We start from the raw sequence: 19,427 nt of genomic DNA, 5'->3' as shown, positions 1-19,427 counted from the left end.
GGACAAAAAGTTGTTTCCAACTTTCCCAACAAGCCGCTGAAACGGAATTCTATACTCGAAAAAAACCTTACATATAACCCTCTCGAAAGTTGTTAATAACTTAATGATGCTTTACATAGGAATGGCTGTTGGTGGCTGGCGTTTTATGTACGATTAATTTCCATTTTGAGCTTCTAATAACTTATCTTTTGCGTGACTGTCATATTGTAATTCTGTAAGTTGCGAAAATAAGAAGTCATCGTTTAATAATTTTAAAAATAATTTTTTAGATATACCAGTCCCTAAATTTATTTTTGTACCATCCGCATTAAAACTAATTTTACCAGTTAATTCAGGGTGGTTTCTAATAAAGTTCATTACGTTAATTGCAGGTACATTTAAAACCGGGGAATTACGAATTTTCATCAATTTTCTTGCATTTGGCATACTTTGAGCAATTTCTAATAATTGTTCAATATCTTCAAGTAATTCATTTGCTTCAACTAAACCAATAGTGTTTGATGCTTGATTTCTGATGACGTTTTCAAAACCAAAATATCGTTCAAGAATATTTAATTTCAAAACAATTAGATTATCGTCTACCATCATAAAATCAAAACTTTTGTCTAATGCTATTACATCGTTTTGAACTTCAACAAGTCTTTCTCCACTTGGAACTAATAAAAACCTATCTCTTCTCAATATGTTCATTGAGTGATGTTTTTTATATAAAGCTATTTTATTTCCTTCATTTCCTATAGTTATTAAATATCCTTTAATGTTAGAGAGTTGGTCTTGATTAAAGTTGAAATGTACTTGCTCTTCATTAGCAAGAATTTCATCGAGTATATTTAAGCTTTCTGGTCGTTCATCTATATCGTACTTGTAAACAACATTTTTACGATCGTCGGCTTCACTTATGTTCTGATAATGAAGGTCTTCGTTGTTTATGAATTTTTCTTCTATATATTCAAGAAAACGATTTTTTAGTTCTAATTTTGCTACATTTTCAATATCGGCGAATCTTATTACAGTTTCTCCTTCGTGTTCTAACACAAAATATAAAACAGCACCAATATTGTTATTAGGCGTTAAAAAAAAATTTAGTCTATTTATTAGCTCTTCTCTTGTCATAATTTTACGAAATATACGTTATCACTTAATGGAATGTGGTGAACATCATCACCTAATTTTAAATTTTGTTTTGATATGAATATTAGTCCAGTATTTTTTTCTGTATCCACTTTATAAAGTTTATAACCCAATAATGCTAAAGTTGGATTTTTATAGAATAAGTTTGTTTTGACAAAAATTGCACCGATTATTATCAAAAGGAGTATTGTTACAACTAAATCTTTACCTTCTAATTTGACTCTTAAAAAAGGAATTATATACGTTGTCAAAAAAGTTAAATGTTCATAGCTTTGGTCTTCGATTTTTATAATTTTTTTTGGCAGTTTTGTTGAGCCTTTTAAAAAATAGTTAAATCTTGCATAATAAAACAATCCTAAAAGAGAAAGACAAAAAGAAACTAGTGAAATTAAATTTACACTTAAAAAGTTCATTATGTTTTCGCAAGTAAATGAAAAAGTCCAAGAAATAAAAATGAATTCTTTTACAGCTACTAAAAAAAATAGTAACCAAAGTGAAATAATATAAAGTTGTATTTTTTTCATTACTTATTTTAGTTTTTTTTATGCTCTGTGGTACGCTTGCCACCAACTTGTATATAGGCGAGATAAAACTGCGCCAATCGACCCTTTTTTGGGTGTATATACGAAGTTTCGTTTTGTACAATATCATATATATAATTATTATCTTACCAATAATCAAATGGACTTTTTATTTGTCGTAGGCTTTTCGATACCATAATTATCAAATACAATATATCCTATTATGCTTACAAAAAAAGACAAATCAATTAACTAATACAATACCCACTTTTAGTGATATTTCATAAAATAACCGTTCATCTCTGAACGGTTATGTTTTTACATCATTAGCAATCTTTCAAGTGTTCCGAATGGGTAACTTTCTGCTAACTTTATTTTAGCCATAATCTTTTTATATCGTTTCGTTACTTTGATTTACAGCCTAAATTATTGGGGAGTGTTTTTATTCTATGTGTAACGTGTCCCCGATAGCTCGGATATAACACAATATTCTCGTAAACGATAGCGCGGATTTGCAATCCGTGCCCACAGAGTAAATCGACTACTTAAAACAAATCCAACAAAACAATCTCCAACTCATTTTCTAAACCTGCATAATTTCTCGCTGAACTAAAATAATAATCCTCTGGCAAAGTAACTACTTTATCTCTAACCGGATTATTGTATATATAATTTACTTTTTGTTTTATGAACCAATTGGTTTCTACTATTTCGGCATGATAGCCGTCTTGCAAAACTTTATAGTTTTGTATCCGTTTAAGATGTGCACAAGTTTTTTGAAAATAGGGCAATATCCACTCCCTTCTACTTTCTGGTTCATCAATTATCGTTTTAATAATTCCCTTTGACGTATGTTTTTTGAAATCACGCATAACATCCGATAAAACAAAGCCATTCGTGCCTTTGCACAACAAGTGAATATGAGAAGGCATAATACAATAAGCATATATTTCTAAGCCTTTGTTGTCCTGACAATATTTTAAAGAATTGATGATATTGTATTTTTGATTGAGCCGTGTAAATACATCTACCCAACCCACAGTTGTTATGGTTACAAAATAAGCTTCTTCAGTAGTTATTGCTTTATATTTGGTAGACATAAATCTTGTTTTTAAATAACAAAACTACAACTTTTTGATGGTTGTAGTCTTTGTTTTAGTTTGCCTTTGTTTGTGGGCACGGATTGCAAATCCGTGCTATCGTTCCGATGACATATCCGAGTCATCAGGTCGTCTAAATTACGATGAAGATTATGCTTTAAAGTTACATTTTCTAAAATTGAAATTCCTTCCAGATTTCTGTCATAAATCTTTTCAAGTAAATGATAATATTCTCCCTTAATGTAGTCGTTAAGTGTTTTGGTTTCATCTACTTTTTTTGCTAAAACATATCCTTTTAAAAAGCCAATTTCTGAACTAATATTTTGTAAACGAAATGTTGCAAATGCTCCTATTAAACCTGTAACAGTTGCCACAATAGTAGCAACCGTTGCAAATAGAAATTCTAAAATGTCAGCGTTTGGCATTCTTAAATATTTACTAATCCAATTCTTGTTTTGTTGAATTTATTTTCAATAATTTCTTGGGCTATAAAATGCCCTACATTTCCTGCTGAAATTTGTTTTGCTTCACTTTTTGGAAAATAATTTTCCTGTGAAAGATAGTTTCTATCTGCATCGCCTTCTACAACCATTGTTGGGCAAACAAAAAGATAATTGATGTCTAATGGTGCAATGTTCGTGTAGGCTTCCCAATGGTCGGCTCTTTGGTTTTTTAAAAATTCTGGCTGTTCTGCCAAATCTCTGCGTAGGGTATTTTTATTGAATAAAGTAAGTCCCGAACCGCCTACTATTATTAATCGTTGGTTATCAGCTACTACTTTTGTTAATAATTTACCAACTGGTGCAACCACCATTGTTGGGTCATCATAATTTCGGTTTCCAACTGCCGAAACGATTACATCAAAGCCTTTTATAGCTTCTGCAATTTTAGTTTCATCATCTAAATTTCCTGTGATGGTGTTTACATTTTCAGGATATTCAGTTTGACGTATGTAAACGCTTACTTCATTTCCTGCTTTGATATTTTCTTTTACGATTTGTTTTCCCATTAAGCCTGTTGCTCCGAAAACGATAACTTTTTTTGACATATTAATTGATTTTAGAATTGTTTATTTTAGAAATTAAAGTTTCAATAGAAATCCCCATTAGTCTTTCATAATTTAATTGAAAAAGCCAAATGGCTTGTTTGGCATCGATTTCATTTGTAATTTTAAATAGAACGCAACCTTCATACCTTCCGCCATAAGGAAATTTTTTGGCAAGATTATTTTCGAGTAATGGTATTCGTAATTCGTTTGTGGTCGCCAAATGCACCGAACCATCTAAATGAATGTGTCCTAATTCATTTTTGCCTACATAAAAATCGGCACCATCTACTTTGGTGTTGTCGTATAAATCCCAATGTGTTGCGGCAATTACATTTTTCCACTGTTGTATGGCAACACTTACCATTTGTGGGTATATCGTCATTATTGGTGGTGGTGCAATTTTTCCTTTTTCTTCGAGTGTCATAATTATAAAATTATATACTGCAAAGATGAGGACTTTGTAAAAGAAGGTGTTAGGACAATTCGTAAGATTGTGGGTACTTTAAGATTTTTTTCTAAAATCTTGAGGAGAAAGTCCAACTTGCTTTTTGAAAAATCTTGCAAAGTAACTGCTATCTTCAAAACCTAATTTATCTGTAATTTGTCTTACCGTTAGTTCTGAAAAATTGAGCAATTGTTGTGCTTCTAAAATTGTTCGTTCTTTAATTATTTCAGAAGTTGTTTTTCCGCTTGTGGCTTTTACAAAAGTGTTTAACTGATGTTTAGAGATGTTTAATTGAGAAGCGTAATCTGAAACAGAAAGATTTTTCTCGAAATCCAATTCAACCATTTTTTTAAATTGCTTGAAAACTACAATTTGTTGTTTGTTTTTATTTTGTTGGTCTTTTGTTGAAAGTAATTTTTGAATACGTCTTAATAAAACCAACAACAATGCTTGAATAGTTTCTACTGACTGCTCAACGCTACTAAATTCTTGGTAAAGTAAATCAACAATTGGCTGAATACTAATTGTATCTTCTTTGGTAAGTTGTAAAAAAGGATTTTCGTGCAAATTATCTAAATAGGAAAGTTCAAAAAGGATATTTTTATTTTGAAAGATTTCCAGAAAAAATGGTTCTGTAAATAGAATTATATAGCCTTCTATATCTTCCCATTCTTCAAATAAATGTAGTTGTCCTGGCGAAATAAAAAACAAAGTGTTTTCAGAAATTGTATAATTTTTAAAGTCAATATGCTGTTTGCTTTTGCCATCTGTAATCCACATTACACTATAAAAATTGTGCTTATGTGGAAACTCAATATATTCAGGCTCAACCATTTCTTCAAATTTGTCCACCAAAAAGTCAACATGTTTGTTAGGTTGGTTTATGAGGTCAGCAATTGATATGGTTTTGAACATTTTGTAAAGGTAATAAAGTTAGAATTTTTGTCAAATCGTTTGATTTAGTTGGGTCGTCTCGTAGTATTACAGCTAACGTCATTCTGTGAAAAAACTAAATAAACCTCTTGAGAATCTCCTATTTGAGATTTTTCTTTGGAGCCCTCCGAATACTTTCTAAATTTGAAGCATTTTTTTCCACAGCCTAACGTTCAAGTATATAAAAAGTAGCGAATTTTACACACTACTTTTCGGATTATGACTGACCTTTATTTTATGTTTATACTTTCGTGTTAGCACTTAATCTGCTATGTTTTATATACAATGTTAGCCGCTAGCTTTATTAGTTAAGCAAATCCGCCATTTGCTCCGATGTTTTGTCCTGTTATCCATTTTGAATCATCATCTACAAGAAATAAGATGATTTTTGCAATGTCTTCAGGTTCGCCAATTCGATTAAAAGCAGACATTGAAGCCAAACGGTTTATCACCTCCTCATTTTTTCCTTGTTTGAAAAGTTCCGTATTAACTGGACCTGGTGAAATAGAGTTTACTGTGATTCCCTTATTTCCTACTTCTTTTGCAAAAACTCTAGTCAGCTGTTCAACTGCAGATTTAGTGGCGGAATATGTTCCATAAGTCGGCAACATAAGTCGTGTTACAGAACTCGAAAAATTTATTATCCTTCCATTATCTGCTAAAAGTGTAGACGCCTCTCTCATTGTGTTGAACACTCCTTTTACATTTATATCAAAAATTCTATCGAAATCTTCATCCGTTGTGTCTTTGATCAATTTATAAATTGCAATTCCAGCATTGTTTATCAACACATCAATTTTTTCAAACTTCTCTATGGTTTTTTGAAATAATCTTTTTACGTCTTCCGACTTGCTAACGTCAGCTTTGATAGCAATTGCTTGTCCACCACTTTGTAAAATTTCAGTTACTACACTTTTGGCAGTTTCTTCACTGCCTGAATAATTAATCACCACATTTGCACCATTTTTAGCAAGAGTTTTGGCAATGGTCAATCCAATACCTCTTGAAGAACCTGTTATGATTATTACTTTTCCTTTTAATTTGTTCATTTTTTTTAGTAGTTTATGTCAGCTTGCAGCCAACGTTTATGCGACTTTGAGATGGCTGTAAGTTCGTAACCTTTCAATTTTGCGCTTAACGAAAACTTGATGCGAAACGTTATCTCCACTAAACTCCAGCTAGCTCAAATGGCGGTTAGTGGCTGTTTTTTTGTAATTTCTTTAATGAATCATTTTCAATTTTTAATTTCTGATTTGCTTTGGTAGTGCCATAATATTTATTCTTTAATAGTGATTTTTCATTTTTTACTTTATCAATTTGTCGTTCGCAATCTAGCTTACCTTTGTAATTTCCTGCATTAAATATAACTCCTGCGACGACAAATGAACCGCCTATAATTTGTACCATATTCAAATCTGAGAGAATATTTTTTTTAAGAGGATTTTTATACAAGCCATGAGATTTTATATATTCAATAGAATTGTCAATTAAATCTTTGAAGTTATTTTTTTTCGTATCATCGTAAATGTTTTCGATTTTTGCTCCGCCCATATAACTTTTGCCAGCAGGAGCTTTTTTCGTAAAAAATAAATTATCAAGTCGACTAATTAAAGTAGAATCTTTTCCTAAATAAACAGTTAGTGATGCTTTTAAAGATGCTTTCCAAGTGTTTCCTTGTAATACATTTTGAATATTGTCAAGTTTTATTTTTTCCTCGTTAAGACGTTGGATGGCTTTTTTTGATTTATTAAATATCATATTTTTAATGTTACGTTTTTTTTAAGTAGCCACCGACATCATTTTGCAGCTACCCTAAGGACGGGGCTATTACCACAAAACTTGATTTGAAAAACTAATGTTTGACTAACTACAAAACTGTCTTTAGAACACAAAACCTCGCCTTTTGGGTAGGTGCTGTTATGAGCTGGACTTTTTTGTATTGTATGTATCGTCATTCTATCAAACTAAGTAAGCGATTATTTGACAACAAAATCCTATAACAACTAATACAACACCAATCCAAGAAAACAATGATGCTCTTTTCTTGTCTCTATTCATATGAACGTTTGTTCCGGTAACTTAAGCAATTGGTCCTCTATTTGGATGTAAGTAAGATAAAATAAACAATTCGTGAGCGTCAATAGCAAGTCGCATAGATCGGATGTATGCTCCCAAACTAAATGCTAAAATTATTGTGCACAAAATATTTGCACAAAGTCTAATAATGTTTAATTCTGTCATTGTCATTTTATTCTGTATTTAAAATTTATTTAAAAGGTGGGGAGTGGGGGACTCGAACCCCCAGCTCTCTACCCTGAATTCAGATTACTCAACTACTGGTTCCAATGTCTTATAGATTGGAGTTTGGATACCGTTCTCCCCGCGAGAGCAACCCCAACTGCTACATTTTTGATTTTGTCTATCATAGTTGTAAAGTTTTGAATTAACATCATTGTCACCAATGAGGAGAACGTCACCACTCCAACTAAGGACATTGCAAATTCAATAGTCAATGTAACCCTTAAACTCAGGCTCTTTTGTCCCATTTGTTAGGACGATATTTTCAATGAACGATCTCGTTTTAGCCTTGCCCATAACGTTTTGCCCCTTCGAGATGGCTGCAAGTTCGTAACCCCTCAATTTTCGGCTTAACAAAAACATGATGCGAAACGTTAATTCCATTAAACTCCAGTTATATCAAAACAGCTGTCATAAACGTATATTTACCACAGATCTCGACATTTTTGCAAACCTCTTTTATGCGAAGCGATAATTTTCTATTTAAAAAGGTCATTCAAATTAATGTCAACCTTGACAGAAATAATATTTGCTAATCTTTTAAATATGCTTTCTCTAGGACTAAATTTAACAAGCATTCTTTTGTCTATTCCATTTTCGGTACATCCGAGACTAAATTCACCCTCAACAACTAAACCTTTCTCTATCAATGCGTCAACTACATGATTTAATTGTTTAATTTCTGTAAGCTCATTTTCTCCAAACGGATGACCATAACTAGGAATTTTATTCATTTGTATTAATAAATCTTTAGAATCAAATGAATTGTTATCTATTAAACCTAAAGCTAGAGAATCAATTGGTGGATAAAAGAATTGGTATATACCATGCTTTTTTAAAATCATTCTATTTACCTCAATATTTTTTATTTTAAAGAAGGATTCAGCTTCATCTATAGAAAATAAATATAATGGAATAGGGCATATGCCTAAATTATTGTCGTAAACAACGGGATTAAAAGTGATAATTTCTTCAAAATCCAATGAAAAATTACTGTTTTCTTCAATATTTTGTAAAAATTTCAGATGTGATAATTGATGAACAATTTCTTGGAATACCGAAACTAAATTAGGTTTTGTTTTTTGTATTATTTCAATTTGAGGGGAAACAGTATTAATAACTTTTTCCAATTTTTCTTTACCTATTTGCCCAATATTATTTTCATCATCTTTTTGAGAGAAATCTGCAAGATCTTCATTTGTAAATGCGTTGGTTCCAAGCAAAATTCCAACACTACCAAATGCTATTCCTAAGTTTATTGAAACTGGCCTAACCATTAAAACGTTATAATTTTTGATATTAGCTTGTACATCAGCTTGAACCATTGCTAATATTCTTGCGTCATGTTCATCTTGAACAATTACCAATCTTTTTTTACTTTCATCTACACCAGCACACAAAATTTTATGTTTTATTCCAGATGCACCTTGTAATTCTTCAACGTTTTTAACTTCAAAATCTAATGCATTAAAGAATCCTGTCCAAAAATCTGATTTCATATTTACGTCTTTTTTTTAATCGTTTCGCATAACGTTTCGCCACTTTGAGATGGCTGGAAGTTCGTAACCGCTCAATTTTCGGATTAACGAAAACTTGATGCGAAACGGTAATTCCACTAAACTCCAACTAGCTCAAATCAGCGGTTATGCCTTCGGTTTTTTATTTATTTCAATTTTCACTTCTCAATTTTCGATATCGTCGCCGTATTGTTTCCGTATCGTTTTTCAAGTTGCAAGAATGTTAGTTGTCAATAAAATATTTAATTATGAATCCAATTATAAAACTAATTACCGCTATGTACCATCTTAATCTAATATCCCAATTACCAAGCCTTAAATTATCCCGTGTTAAGTTGCGAATTTCGTCTTCTTTTTGGCGTAAAGTTTTAAAATATTCAGCACTTTCTTTTTGAAGCTGCAGATTTTCAATTTCAAGATTTGATTTAATATTATTTTTGCTATCGGATTCTATTGTATCTAGTTTTTCAATCCCTTCGGTAGTAATTTCCGCAATTATGTTTTCATTACTTTTAACTCTTACTTTTATGCGTTTATCTTTACTTAGAGTAGCTAATTTTTTTTTAAATAAATCTTTATCCGTATGAAAGTCTGAAACTTCAATTGCTTTTAAATTACGATTCTCGTATAAATATTTTAAAATTTCATATTCTAAAGTGTCTTTCATTTTTCGTTTTTTTAAACTGAGACATAACGTCTATTGTATGAAACGTAGCGTGTAAAAAGACGCTAATTTTTCGAATTAAACACTAGCCAAATTATAAAAACTTGGCGGACTTATCGCATAAGGACAATCTTTGGTAAAGCACTTAATAGCTGTGTTTTATACACATTGTTACCCATAGTATTTATTTCAATATATTGTTCAAATTGGTTTTTCGAAATTTCAGAAAAAGTAAATTGAAATTAGGAAAGTTCAATCTATTACAAAAAACTTTCTTTTATCTGATTTACTATTTTAGTTCCGTCTGGGTCAGCTTGTGTTTTTAATTCACAAAACTTTTCAGCCCATTTAGATGTGCGAACTCTTAAAGGTGGTTTTTCCATTTTAGCTACATTTAATATCACTTCAGCCACTTCAAGGGCTGTTTGATAGACTTGCTCTTTACCTTCTTTTGCTCTTTTTTGATTTCCAGCCATATAACGTTCAAAGATTGGCAAATACTCGCCTGTTGACAATTGTCCTTCGACTACTGTTTTTCCAATTGCAGAAGTCATAAATTCAGTTGCAATTCCACCAGGTTCGACACAAGTAATTTTTATATTGAATGCATCTGAAACATAGGTTGCAAGTCCTTCCATAAAGCCTTCCACACCAAATTTTGCTCCACAATATAATTCGTTAAACGGTTGACCAACTAAACCTCCAATAGAAGTTATGCTAATAATTTGACCTGTTTTTTGCTTACGCATAAAAGGTAAAGCTGCTTTAGTACAATAAACAGCACCAAGATAATTTACCTCTGTAACCCATTTTATTTCTTCTATTGATGATTGTTCGGTTGTTTTGGCAAATCCTGCACCTGCGTTGTTAACCAAAATATCAATTTTCCCATCTTGATTAATTATAGTATCTAAAGCTAAATTGATCGATTCTATATTTGTTACATCAAGCGAAAGTATTTCTATATCTAAATTATCAGTTTTAATTTTGCTTTTTAATGTATCTGCTTTTTTGAGATCTCTCATAGTCGCATATACTTTGAATCCATTATTAGCAAATAGAATAGCACTTTCAAAACCAACTCCTGTTGATGTTCCCGTGATTATTACATTTTTTTTCATTTTCCTTTTTTGTTATGTAGTTATGAGTTTTTTATATTGTGGGTAACGTTATGCCACTTTGAGATGGCTGGAAGTTCGTAAAGCCATTTTAAATCATACCATTTGTATGGAAATATTTCAAACTTCTCGTTGGAAGATACGAAAAATGGGTTTAATTTATAAACAGCTTTTTCAAAAGTCATAAATTCAATTTTACGATACATTTCATTGGGTTTATTTAATGAACCGTACGTCTTTTTTGTTCTTACAATTTAATTATATTATTTCATATTTCTTTCTGTTTTATTTTCGGTTTTGCTTTTCCTCCGATTTATATGATTTCAAAAAAGTGCGTTAATGAAGAAGCTTATATATTAAATCTACTTCAAAACTTTATGCATAATTTCGTGATATTTCTCTGTAGCAACTTCTGAAATCATTTTCTCTAACTCTTCCAATCTATTGGAAACGTTTTTGTTTATTTCTGTGTTCCCTTTTATTAATTCTTGCGTTTCTAATTGCCTTTTTAATATAGATTGAAGATATGTTGTATTAAAACATCCAAGTTCTATAATTCTTATTAAAGCAACACCGATGTCAACTTCGTGTTTTTGATTACCTGGATCATTTAAAATTTCGTCTGGAGTCATAATATTTTGGTTTTGTTATATTTCTGTTTGTTTTTCGGTTTTCTAAACTGTATCGTAACGTTATGCCACTTTGAGATGGCTGGAAATTAGTAGACGCTCCGTTTTCGGCTTTACAAATACTTGATGCGGAAAGGTAATTCCACTAAACTCCAGCTATATCAAAACAGCTGTTGTAGGCTGTGTTTTTTATTTATAAAGTTTTGGTTCAGATATTCCTTTCTTTGATAAAAGGTCTTTATTAAGATCAAAATACATTTTTGACATGTCATTATAATAATCTTTAAAAGATGGTAAACCATATTCAGCACGAAATTTTTCAATATTTAGACTGTCAATTAATCCGTTTTTAGGAATAGCTCGCCCATCATTTGAGTAAGTAACTTGTGTTCCAAATCTTTGTTTTTTATTAGAATTAATTGCTATTCTGTCTTCCAATAATGCATAACTATCTTTTCTGGCATTGTTCTTCTTAATTTCTTTTCTGAGTTCTTTCAACATATTCTTTTGAAATTCTACATCATTATCAGCATGTTGTATGGGAAGCCAAAATTTAGTTGTATTTTCTTTTCCAACTTTATCAAAACCTAAATAGCCATATTTATTATAAAGTTTTTTGATCCTGTTTTGATTTTCTAAATCAACACTATCTCTCTTTATTTTAAATAATTTCCATGCTTTATCTGAACCATGTTTTTCTATTAATTGTTCCGGCGGAACTCCAGCATATTTTTGATCAATATTACCAATATAATCTAATTCTGCAATTATGCTTTCTTTTTCAGAATTTGAAATTTTTTGGTAAGATTTACAGCCAATAAAAATTAGAAAAAATATAAATATAATTTTTTTCATTCGTGTGTTTTTTTAACATTGCCTACAACTTGTATATAGGCGAGATAAAACTGCGCCAATCGACCCTTTTTTGGGTGTATATACGAAGTTTCGTTTTGTACAATATCATATATATAATTATTATCTTACCAATAATCAAATGGACTTTTTATTTGTCGTAGGCTTTTCGATGCCATAATTATCAAATACAATATATCCTATTATGCTTACAAAAAAAGACAAATCAATTAACTAATACAATACCCACTTTTAGTGATATTTCATAAAAAAACCGTTCATCTCTGAACGGTTATGTTTTTACATCATTAGCAATCTTTCAAGTGTTCCGAATGGGTAACTTTCTGCTAACTTTATTTTAGCCATAATCTTTTTATATCGTTTCGTTACTTTGATTTACAGCCTAAATTATTGGGGAGTGTTTTTATTCTATGTGTAACGTGTCCCCGATAGCTCGGATATAACACAATATTCTCGTAAACGATAGCGCGGATTTGCAATCCGTGCCCACAGAGTAAATCGACTACCTAAAACAAATCCAACAAAACAATCTCCAACTCATTTTCTAAACCTGCATAATTTCTCGCTGAACTAAAATAATAATCCTCTGGCAAAGTAACTACTTTATCTCTAACCGGATTATTGTGAATATAATTTACTTTTTGTTTTATGAACCAATTGGTTTCTACTATTTCGGCATGATAGCCGTCTTGCCAAACTTTATAGTTTTGTATCCGTTTAAGATGTGCACAAGTTTTTTGAAAATAGGGCAATATCCACTCCCTTCTACTTTCTGGTTCATCAATTATCGTTTTAATAATTCCCTTTGACGTATGTTTTTTGAAATCACGCATAACATCCGATAAAACAAAGCCATTCGTGCCTTTGCACAACAAGTGAATATGAGAAGGCATAATACAATAAGCATATATTTCTAAGCCTTTGTTGTCCTGACAATATTTTAAAGAATTGATGATATTGTATTTTTGATTGAGCCGTGTAAATACATCTACCCAACCCACAGTTGTTATGGTTACAAAATAAGCTTCTTCAGTAGTTATTGCTTTATATTTGGTAGACATAAATCTTGTTTTTAAATAACAAAACTACAACTTTTTGATGGTTGTAGTCTTTGTTTTAGTTTGCCTTTGTTTGTGGGCACGGATTGCAAATCCGTGCTATCGTTCCGATGACATATCCGAGTCATCAGGTATTTGTATATGCATACTACTGCGTCAACTTTGATAGGTTTGTTGACCATACTATATCGTGTAATTTTTTTCTAGTTAATTCGATTGTTTACGTAGACCTATCTCTTTAAAAATCAGAATTAAAGATGCAATATGTTGATTAGAAAACAGCATAAGTTCCTTATCCGGGAGGAATTTTTTTTTACACCACCAATTGATGTACATACTTAGATGTAAATGACATGAATTATCATCCCTTCTCGTTTGGTTTAAAATGCACTTTGCCTGGATATTTTTCAGCGTAAGCAAGGATTAAATCCACACTGTATTGGTTAGTTTTGTAAGGAGTGACATGATCCTTTATCTCAGAAGGATCCGTAAAACCAATATCCGAGGCAATATATCCCATGCCATAAAAGTGACCGTTTTCAACCCAAATGCAACTGCGTTCTTCAGCAGTTCTACCTTTGTCTATGATGGCAAAGCTTGGCCTGTTTTTTACTAAAAAAGCAATGGCGTTTTCGACTTGCTCGTTGTGCTGTTCCACTACGGGTAAATTGTCCCGATCCGGCTCTGGGATGAATTCTCCGCGGTCGTCCATGCCGTAGTTACAGAATCGGTTATCAATGCCAAATTGTTCGGTCAAGCTGCGCAATACATTGATGCCTTTATACAAACTATTGAAAGATTCAATACCCGTCTGAAATTTTCCCAGTTTTCCAATTGCTAAATACCGATATCCATTACGAGCTTCATACTCATAAAGTCCATATTTAGGGTCAAAGCGTTTGAGTGCCCTGTTGTAGGTGGGCCAGAGCTTTTTGATTTCGCTACACTCCAGCAACAGCGACATTAATTCGGTAGCACATATTTCAAAGGAAATACCGTGTATCTCTCGTAGGAAATTTTGTCTTTGTGTCGTGATATTATGTCCACTGAAATGGGAGGCCACCCGTTTTTTTACGTTGATAGCCTTTCCTACGTAAATGACTTTCCTTGTCTGATCGTAAAAATAATACACACCTGCTTTTTCAGGTAACTGCTCAAAATCAGCAGGCGGTAGGTTAGGGGGTAAGCGCTGGTCTTGTGCCGTCTTTTTTATCATTTTTGCGATTACACCTTCGACGTCCCATTCCAGTAAACGGGAAAACAATATGGCTGTGGCATCGGCATCGCCACCGGCACGGTGTTGGTTTATCAAAGGGATATCTAACGAGTGGCAAAGTCTTCCCAAGCTATACGAACCCAATCCCGATTTAATCTTTCTTGCTGCGCGAACGGTACACAATTTTGGCGCAGTCCATTTGAATCCGCTTGCTTCGAGTTGGTGGCGAACAAACGAATAATCAAAGTTGACATTATGTGCAACGAAAATGCGTCCGGTAAGCATTTCTAAAACCTTTTCAGAAATAGCATCAAAAATAGGTGCAGTACGTACCATTTCATCGTTAATGCCCGTAAGCGAAAAAATGGCAAGCGGTATTTCCTTTTCTGGGTTGACGAGGGTTTCCCAGCGGTCGATTATGTTAGTTCCGTCATGGATTATAATGGCAATTTCTGTAATTCTACTGCCACTGGCATTCCCGCCTGTGGTTTCTATATCTACTATTGCGTATTCCTGTTTTTTCATTTGTTATGTAACGTGAACTGTATTGTTATTTTTGTGCAAAATTTTAAAAAAGCGCTGCCGCCTTTCCCTAAAACAGTCAAAATATCGGAGGACACAAAAAAAGTATCCAAATCCAGGTGTACAATTGCTCTTTCCATCTTCTTTTCTGTTTTATACGTTACAAAATTAGTACAGATGACAACAAATTTTGTTGTATTTGTTGTTACAAATTATAACAAAATAGTTATGTCTTTATTTTCAGACAACATTAGGAGCCTTAGGGTGCAACATGAAATTTCGCAGGAAAAGCTGTCGCAATCTTTCGGGATAACCAGAGGCAGGTGCACCAAATACGAAGACAGATGGATCCATTATTGTTGGGTGGCATGTTGAAAAGTTAAGAGACGTCAATGATAGCAAGACCTACATACTGATAACCAAAAATGAGGGCATGGTGTAAAAGCGATTGAATAAAAACAAAAAGAATGCGCTCGTTGTAGCATCTGGCAATAGTTCTTATCCTCCTTATGGAGTCAAAGTTTCCGCTATACCTGAGATATGGCAATATGTGTGTAACATTGGATTCACAGATGAAAAACAGCTGTTAAAGCAAACGGCAAGTGTAAAAGATCTGTTTTTGGAGGTAAAAAGAGATAGTAATGATTTAATAATTAATCTTAAGATAGGCTATTCTTAAAAAGGCATACCTAATACAGGAGACTTCGGAGAACGGGAGATATTTAGTGAACCGCGTTGCAAACGCTACGACTCGTTTTTATAAAGAAAGTAGGCACTCGTTACAAACGAGCGCCAGAGGGAAGAAATACCGTTAACAAGTCTATCTAAATTTCTTTTGTTAAAATATGACTATGTGCTGCCATTGATAGCGAACCAGAAGCAAAATAAATATATCAAAGAAGTATTTGAAGAGTTAGAATATACAAACAAGGTAGAGAAAACGACCACAAAAGGAAAAGAAAACATCAAGGTAGAAATGATTTTTAAAGACAGAATAAGCACACATACTGCAAGGAGAACATTTATTACCATGATGAAAAGACAAGGTAAAAGCGATAAGCTAATAGCCTCTATTACTGGTCATACAGACATGAAAACTCTAAATGCTTACTATCAAATAAATGATGATGAAACTAAAGAGGCAATGGACGAAGTTTTTAATATTGAAATTCCTTTGCGTAAACTAGCCGAAAAATAATAGTTGAAATGATTCCCTACGATAGCCCTATGACCTCGTTTTTTCTTTTGAGGATTATCAGCGCATAAAAATTAACTACCGATGAAAAACAGCGGTTTTTCGTTTTGACAAACAAGATTAGAGAAAGGAACCTTACAATAGCAATAGCGCGATACGTTTACTGCTATTTATTAAAACAAAAAAACTCCGGAGGGTAATCCCTGCGGAGAGTTAAGGTCTGAAATATCCTTTTTATTTATTTGCCTTTACTTATTTCAACCTCTTCTGTAAACACATCGTTTAAACCATAATTATTAAAATCTATGAGGTAATCAATTTGTTTTGGGAATTTCACGATCAATGTTTGTTCCTCTATTTTTAATTTAGATTTCACCAATTGCAAAAATTTTATTTCAGCAGTTTGAATTTTACTATCGGCTTCAATAATTTTTAATATCACTTCCATGAGCAATATTTCTTGATGCTCATTTAATTCAATACTGTTTAATTCTTGTAAATATTTATTGATAGCAAGTTTACCATTTATTTTTATATTGTCAATTCCATCTTTCAGTAGGTCCTTGAAATCAAGTCCCATAAAATAAATTTCATTCAAAACCATATTCTCAATTTCTGAAACTTCTTCATCTGCAATGTGCCCATCACATGCCATTGTAATAACTGCAGATCTAAAAAGAAATTTTTTAAATTCTTGATTTTTCATTTTTTTTCATTTTTTAAATACCAAATCCAATTCTTGTCGTAGCTTCTTTTTCTGAACCTTTAGGCATTAAATTTAGTAGTCCACTATTTATAACTGATAATCTTTCCCAGTTTTGACTTTCTATCGCAAAATTTCCCGCTTCAACTAAACTCTTCGCTTGAGTTCGGTCATTCATCCTTGTTTGATTATTTACACACCAACTAAAAATATCCGTTAAAAATTCCGGCGTTCTCCATCTAATACGGGATAAAACACTGTGTATTTCATCTGATTTTTCTTGTATTTTTATAGGACTATTGGTAGAAAAAAAGGCATCCTCTTGTAAAACAATATCATTAAATGTTTTTCTTTCATGGTCATTCCCATTTTGGTTTATTATTTCATTACACTCTTCTTTAACTGCAAAATAATTAGCTTTTACTTGTTGAATCCTTTTATTCTTGGTTGCTTCATCTATTTCTTTAGCAATTTTTCTTTTTTCATCTTCTAATTGAAATTTCTTATCGGTAACATCATCGTTTGTTAGACTGCCTGTTTCACTAGATACTGTTTCCATGCCTATTTTCAGTTTATTTAGAAGACCCGCAGTTTCGTAATCTTCTTTATCCTCTGCTTCTTCTATTTCTTTATTAAGTCTGGTTGATAAATCTTCAACTTGTTCTTTCAGAAAATTAATTTGAATATGTCTTTCTTTAGGATTAAAAGTTTGTTTGAATTCTTGATCTGCCATATTTAGATATACCGAAATGGTCAAGTCTCTTGATTCTGAAATTGTGACTGTAATTTCAATATCTGATCCTTTACTGATATCTCTTTTTAAATTTTTCCCAGTAATTGACATAAACCCAATTCCTTTATTTGCTTCAGGTATAGCTAAATGTGATCCTTCTAAAATATTCACGTTTATAACTTCGTCCTCAGCTCCCTTAATAATTGTTTTGTTTAAAGGAAAAGTAAGTGTTTTTTTTAATGGTAATATAGTGTTTTTTTGAAAGATTAATTGCATTCTTGTTTTTCCAGGGTAGTCATAATCATCAACTTCTAAACAGATATCTTCTGGTATTGGTTGACCGCTAATACCAAAACCGCTATTTATACCAATAGGCTCGATGTTAGTTTCAATAATGTTATTTAATTTATCATAAACAGTTAATGTAAAGAAATTATAAGCTCCGTCTACTAAAGGTAAATCTTCATTTATTCTGTCTAATAATTTTTTTAATCCCGAATCGAATCCTCCATCTTGTCTTAAAATCCGATAATTTAAATCTTGAATATCCCCAGTAATTCTAGCGGCGAACAGCTCTTCTTTTTCTTTAGAAGCCTTATTATAGGATGATTTGATTGAAATTAAGGTTTCTTTTTTCTTAATATTTTCAATTAAAATTTCTTTTGGTTTTGTGGCAGCATAATATGCTGCCCCAATTGCTACAGCTGTTGTTGGGTCTATTTCGCAATTTACAGGTATTTGTAAAACCTCCTCAACGCGATTACGTACAAAAGGAACATACGTCGAGCCACCTACCATTAACGTAAATTGAATGTCAATTGGTTTTAACGACTTCCTCGTAATAATTTCCTTAATCATCTCTATGGTGCCATCAATATTAGGTCTTATAAGGTCATTAAACTCCGAACGAGTGATTACAATTTCCATATCAACTTCATTACCATCTTCATCTTCGAAGCCGTCTACAATAATTTCAGATGAAGTCATGGACGATAGTGCAATTTTGGCTTCTTCAGCTCTTCGTAGTAAAACATAATATTTTGCGTTGTACTTACCTTTTGCGCTTTTCATTTCTGCCTCCAAATTCGAAAAATTATATTTTTCGCAAATTTTTGGAATTACTAATTTTTCAACAATCATATTGTCAAAATCTGCACCACCTAAAAAGTTATTTCCTTCATGATCTAAAACTTTCATTTCGCCATCTTTGATTTCGATAAGAGCAACATCAAAAGTTCCTCCACCCAAATCGTAGACTAGCCACTTTCCATTTTTCATTTCACGATCTTTTTTCATGTTAGCATATGCTAAACTTGCTGCTATTGGTTCTTGAAGCAATACCACTTGCTTAAAACCTGCTTGTATCCCTGCTTCCTTAGTTGCATTGGACTGAATTGTATCAAACGATGCAGGAATGGTTAAAACTACTGCGTCTAAATCATCACCAGTGTTTACAAATGTTTTCAGCTCTTTTAAAACTTGTGCGGAAAGCTCTATCGGAGTTTTTGATTCATTTATTGATTTGATTTTAAAACTTTCAGAAGTCCCCATTTTCCTTTTAAAAACACCTACAACATTATGAGGATCTTTTTCTAAAAATTCTTTAGCCTTATTACCAACAGTAATTCTATCTTTTCTATAAGCCACTGGAAAAACCGGTCAAATTGACCACCCAATTCCAGTGCAAATTGACCACCAGTTCCGGAGTAAACTGACCACCCTA

At 32.2% G+C, this 19,427-nt stretch carries 19 protein-coding genes; 1 reads left to right on the top strand and 18 read right to left on the bottom strand.

The window, feature by feature from the left end; all coding sequences use genetic code 11:
- Positions 1–153: 153 nt before the first annotated feature.
- The 16 genes from kwaB to QO182_RS12055 form a co-directional block, all read right to left on the bottom strand.
- Positions 154–1,113, bottom strand: coding sequence for an anti-phage protein KwaB (kwaB, locus tag QO182_RS12130; RefSeq protein WP_371561863.1), 960 nt, complete (start codon positions 1,111–1,113; stop codon positions 154–156).
- Positions 1,110–1,655: an anti-phage protein KwaA gene (gene kwaA, locus QO182_RS12125; RefSeq protein WP_371561861.1), complete on the bottom strand. Its 546-nt coding sequence runs from the start codon at positions 1,653–1,655 to the stop codon at positions 1,110–1,112. The genes kwaB and kwaA overlap by 4 nt, the downstream gene beginning before the upstream one ends.
- A 542-nt stretch (positions 1,656–2,197) precedes the next feature.
- Complete coding sequence (locus QO182_RS12120) at positions 2,198–2,752, bottom strand: transposase (RefSeq protein ID WP_371561859.1); 555 nt, start codon at positions 2,750–2,752, stop codon at positions 2,198–2,200.
- Between the two features lie 11 nt (positions 2,753–2,763).
- Positions 2,764–3,177, bottom strand: a complete 414-nt coding sequence (locus QO182_RS12115; protein ID WP_371561857.1) for a hypothetical protein — start codon at positions 3,175–3,177, stop codon at positions 2,764–2,766.
- 2 nt (positions 3,178–3,179) lie between these two features.
- A complete protein-coding gene (locus QO182_RS12110; protein WP_371561855.1) occupies positions 3,180–3,800 on the bottom strand; it encodes an NAD(P)-dependent oxidoreductase in 621 nt (206 codons plus the stop codon).
- Between the two features lies 1 nt (position 3,801).
- The gene (locus QO182_RS12105) at positions 3,802–4,224 is read right to left on the bottom strand and encodes a luciferase family protein (protein ID WP_371561853.1); all 423 of its coding nucleotides are present in this window, start codon (positions 4,222–4,224) and stop codon (positions 3,802–3,804) included.
- 78 nt (positions 4,225–4,302) lie between these two features.
- A complete protein-coding gene (locus tag QO182_RS12100) occupies positions 4,303–5,160 on the bottom strand; it encodes a helix-turn-helix domain-containing protein (RefSeq protein ID WP_371561851.1) in 858 nt (285 codons plus the stop codon).
- A gap of 326 nt (positions 5,161–5,486) precedes the next feature.
- Positions 5,487–6,227 carry an SDR family oxidoreductase gene (locus QO182_RS12095; protein WP_371561850.1) on the bottom strand — a complete coding sequence of 247 codons (741 nt, stop codon included), beginning with the start codon at positions 6,225–6,227 and terminating at the stop codon, positions 5,487–5,489.
- 145 nt (positions 6,228–6,372) lie between these two features.
- Positions 6,373–6,936 carry a hypothetical protein gene (locus QO182_RS12090; protein ID WP_371561848.1) on the bottom strand — a complete coding sequence of 188 codons (564 nt, stop codon included), beginning with the start codon at positions 6,934–6,936 and terminating at the stop codon, positions 6,373–6,375.
- A gap of 1,019 nt (positions 6,937–7,955) precedes the next feature.
- A complete protein-coding gene (locus tag QO182_RS12085) occupies positions 7,956–8,975 on the bottom strand; it encodes a hypothetical protein (RefSeq protein WP_371561846.1) in 1,020 nt (339 codons plus the stop codon).
- A 241-nt stretch (positions 8,976–9,216) separates the two neighbouring features.
- Positions 9,217–9,660 carry a hypothetical protein gene (locus tag QO182_RS12080; protein ID WP_371561844.1) on the bottom strand — a complete coding sequence of 148 codons (444 nt, stop codon included), beginning with the start codon at positions 9,658–9,660 and terminating at the stop codon, positions 9,217–9,219.
- Positions 9,661–9,917: 257 nt separating this feature from the next.
- Positions 9,918–10,778, bottom strand: coding sequence for an SDR family oxidoreductase (locus QO182_RS12075; RefSeq protein ID WP_371561842.1), 861 nt, complete (start codon positions 10,776–10,778; stop codon positions 9,918–9,920).
- 359 nt (positions 10,779–11,137) lie between these two features.
- Positions 11,138–11,407: a hypothetical protein gene (locus tag QO182_RS12070; protein ID WP_371561841.1), complete on the bottom strand. Its 270-nt coding sequence runs from the start codon at positions 11,405–11,407 to the stop codon at positions 11,138–11,140.
- Positions 11,408–11,593: 186 nt separating this feature from the next.
- Entirely contained in the window at positions 11,594–12,259 is a 666-nt protein-coding gene (locus QO182_RS12065) for a DUF6624 domain-containing protein (RefSeq protein ID WP_371561839.1), read from the bottom strand.
- A 524-nt stretch (positions 12,260–12,783) separates the two neighbouring features.
- Positions 12,784–13,338: a transposase gene (locus tag QO182_RS12060; protein ID WP_371561837.1), complete on the bottom strand. Its 555-nt coding sequence runs from the start codon at positions 13,336–13,338 to the stop codon at positions 12,784–12,786.
- 358 nt (positions 13,339–13,696) lie between these two features.
- The gene (locus tag QO182_RS12055) at positions 13,697–15,076 is read right to left on the bottom strand and encodes an exonuclease domain-containing protein (RefSeq protein ID WP_371561835.1); all 1,380 of its coding nucleotides are present in this window, start codon (positions 15,074–15,076) and stop codon (positions 13,697–13,699) included.
- 850 nt (positions 15,077–15,926) lie between these two features.
- Between QO182_RS12055 and QO182_RS12050 the strand changes: the two genes are divergently transcribed.
- Positions 15,927–16,271 (top strand): tyrosine-type recombinase/integrase, encoded by a 345-nt coding sequence (locus tag QO182_RS12050; protein ID WP_371561833.1) that lies wholly within the window; start codon positions 15,927–15,929, stop codon positions 16,269–16,271.
- A 235-nt stretch (positions 16,272–16,506) separates the two neighbouring features.
- Here QO182_RS12050 and QO182_RS12045 read toward each other — a convergent pair whose 3' ends face one another.
- On the bottom strand, positions 16,507–16,974 hold the full coding sequence (locus QO182_RS12045; protein WP_371561831.1) for a hypothetical protein: 468 nt from the start codon (positions 16,972–16,974) through the stop codon (positions 16,507–16,509).
- Between the two features lie 13 nt (positions 16,975–16,987).
- The gene (locus QO182_RS12040) at positions 16,988–19,351 is read right to left on the bottom strand and encodes an Hsp70 family protein (RefSeq protein WP_371561829.1); all 2,364 of its coding nucleotides are present in this window, start codon (positions 19,349–19,351) and stop codon (positions 16,988–16,990) included.
- Between the last annotated feature and the right edge of the window lie 76 nt (positions 19,352–19,427).

The sequence above is a fragment of the Flavobacterium sp. Arc2 genome (genome assembly GCF_041431385.1).
Classification (GTDB): domain Bacteria; phylum Bacteroidota; class Bacteroidia; order Flavobacteriales; family Flavobacteriaceae; genus Flavobacterium.
This window is presented reverse-complemented; position numbering and strand designations above follow the sequence as displayed.

Excerpts from the sequence above, each read along its gene's own strand:
- QO182_RS12065 (WP_371561839.1), bottom strand. The coding sequence starts at position 12,259 with ATGAAAAAAATTATATTTATATTTTTTCTAATTTTTATTGGCTGTAAA.
- QO182_RS12090 (WP_371561848.1), bottom strand. The coding sequence starts at position 6,936 with ATGATATTTAATAAATCAAAAAAAGCCATCCAACGTCTTAACGAGGAA.
- QO182_RS12055 (WP_371561835.1), bottom strand. The coding sequence starts at position 15,076 with ATGAAAAAACAGGAATACGCAATAGTAGATATAGAAACCACAGGCGGG.
- QO182_RS12100 (WP_371561851.1), bottom strand. The coding sequence starts at position 5,160 with ATGTTCAAAACCATATCAATTGCTGACCTCATAAACCAACCTAACAAA.
- kwaA (WP_371561861.1), bottom strand. The coding sequence starts at position 1,655 with ATGAAAAAAATACAACTTTATATTATTTCACTTTGGTTACTATTTTTT.
- QO182_RS12105 (WP_371561853.1), bottom strand. The coding sequence starts at position 4,224 with ATGACACTCGAAGAAAAAGGAAAAATTGCACCACCACCAATAATGACG.
- QO182_RS12070 (WP_371561841.1), bottom strand. The coding sequence starts at position 11,407 with ATGACTCCAGACGAAATTTTAAATGATCCAGGTAATCAAAAACACGAA.
- QO182_RS12095 (WP_371561850.1), bottom strand. The coding sequence starts at position 6,227 with ATGAACAAATTAAAAGGAAAAGTAATAATCATAACAGGTTCTTCAAGA.
- QO182_RS12045 (WP_371561831.1), bottom strand. The coding sequence starts at position 16,974 with ATGAAAAATCAAGAATTTAAAAAATTTCTTTTTAGATCTGCAGTTATT.
- QO182_RS12080 (WP_371561844.1), bottom strand. The coding sequence starts at position 9,660 with ATGAAAGACACTTTAGAATATGAAATTTTAAAATATTTATACGAGAAT.
- kwaB (WP_371561863.1), bottom strand. The coding sequence starts at position 1,113 with ATGACAAGAGAAGAGCTAATAAATAGACTAAATTTTTTTTTAACGCCT.
- QO182_RS12120 (WP_371561859.1), bottom strand. The coding sequence starts at position 2,752 with ATGTCTACCAAATATAAAGCAATAACTACTGAAGAAGCTTATTTTGTA.
- QO182_RS12075 (WP_371561842.1), bottom strand. The coding sequence starts at position 10,778 with ATGAAAAAAAATGTAATAATCACGGGAACATCAACAGGAGTTGGTTTT.
- QO182_RS12110 (WP_371561855.1), bottom strand. The coding sequence starts at position 3,800 with ATGTCAAAAAAAGTTATCGTTTTCGGAGCAACAGGCTTAATGGGAAAA.
- QO182_RS12085 (WP_371561846.1), bottom strand. The coding sequence starts at position 8,975 with ATGAAATCAGATTTTTGGACAGGATTCTTTAATGCATTAGATTTTGAA.
- QO182_RS12115 (WP_371561857.1), bottom strand. The coding sequence starts at position 3,177 with ATGCCAAACGCTGACATTTTAGAATTTCTATTTGCAACGGTTGCTACT.
- QO182_RS12060 (WP_371561837.1), bottom strand. The coding sequence starts at position 13,338 with ATGTCTACCAAATATAAAGCAATAACTACTGAAGAAGCTTATTTTGTA.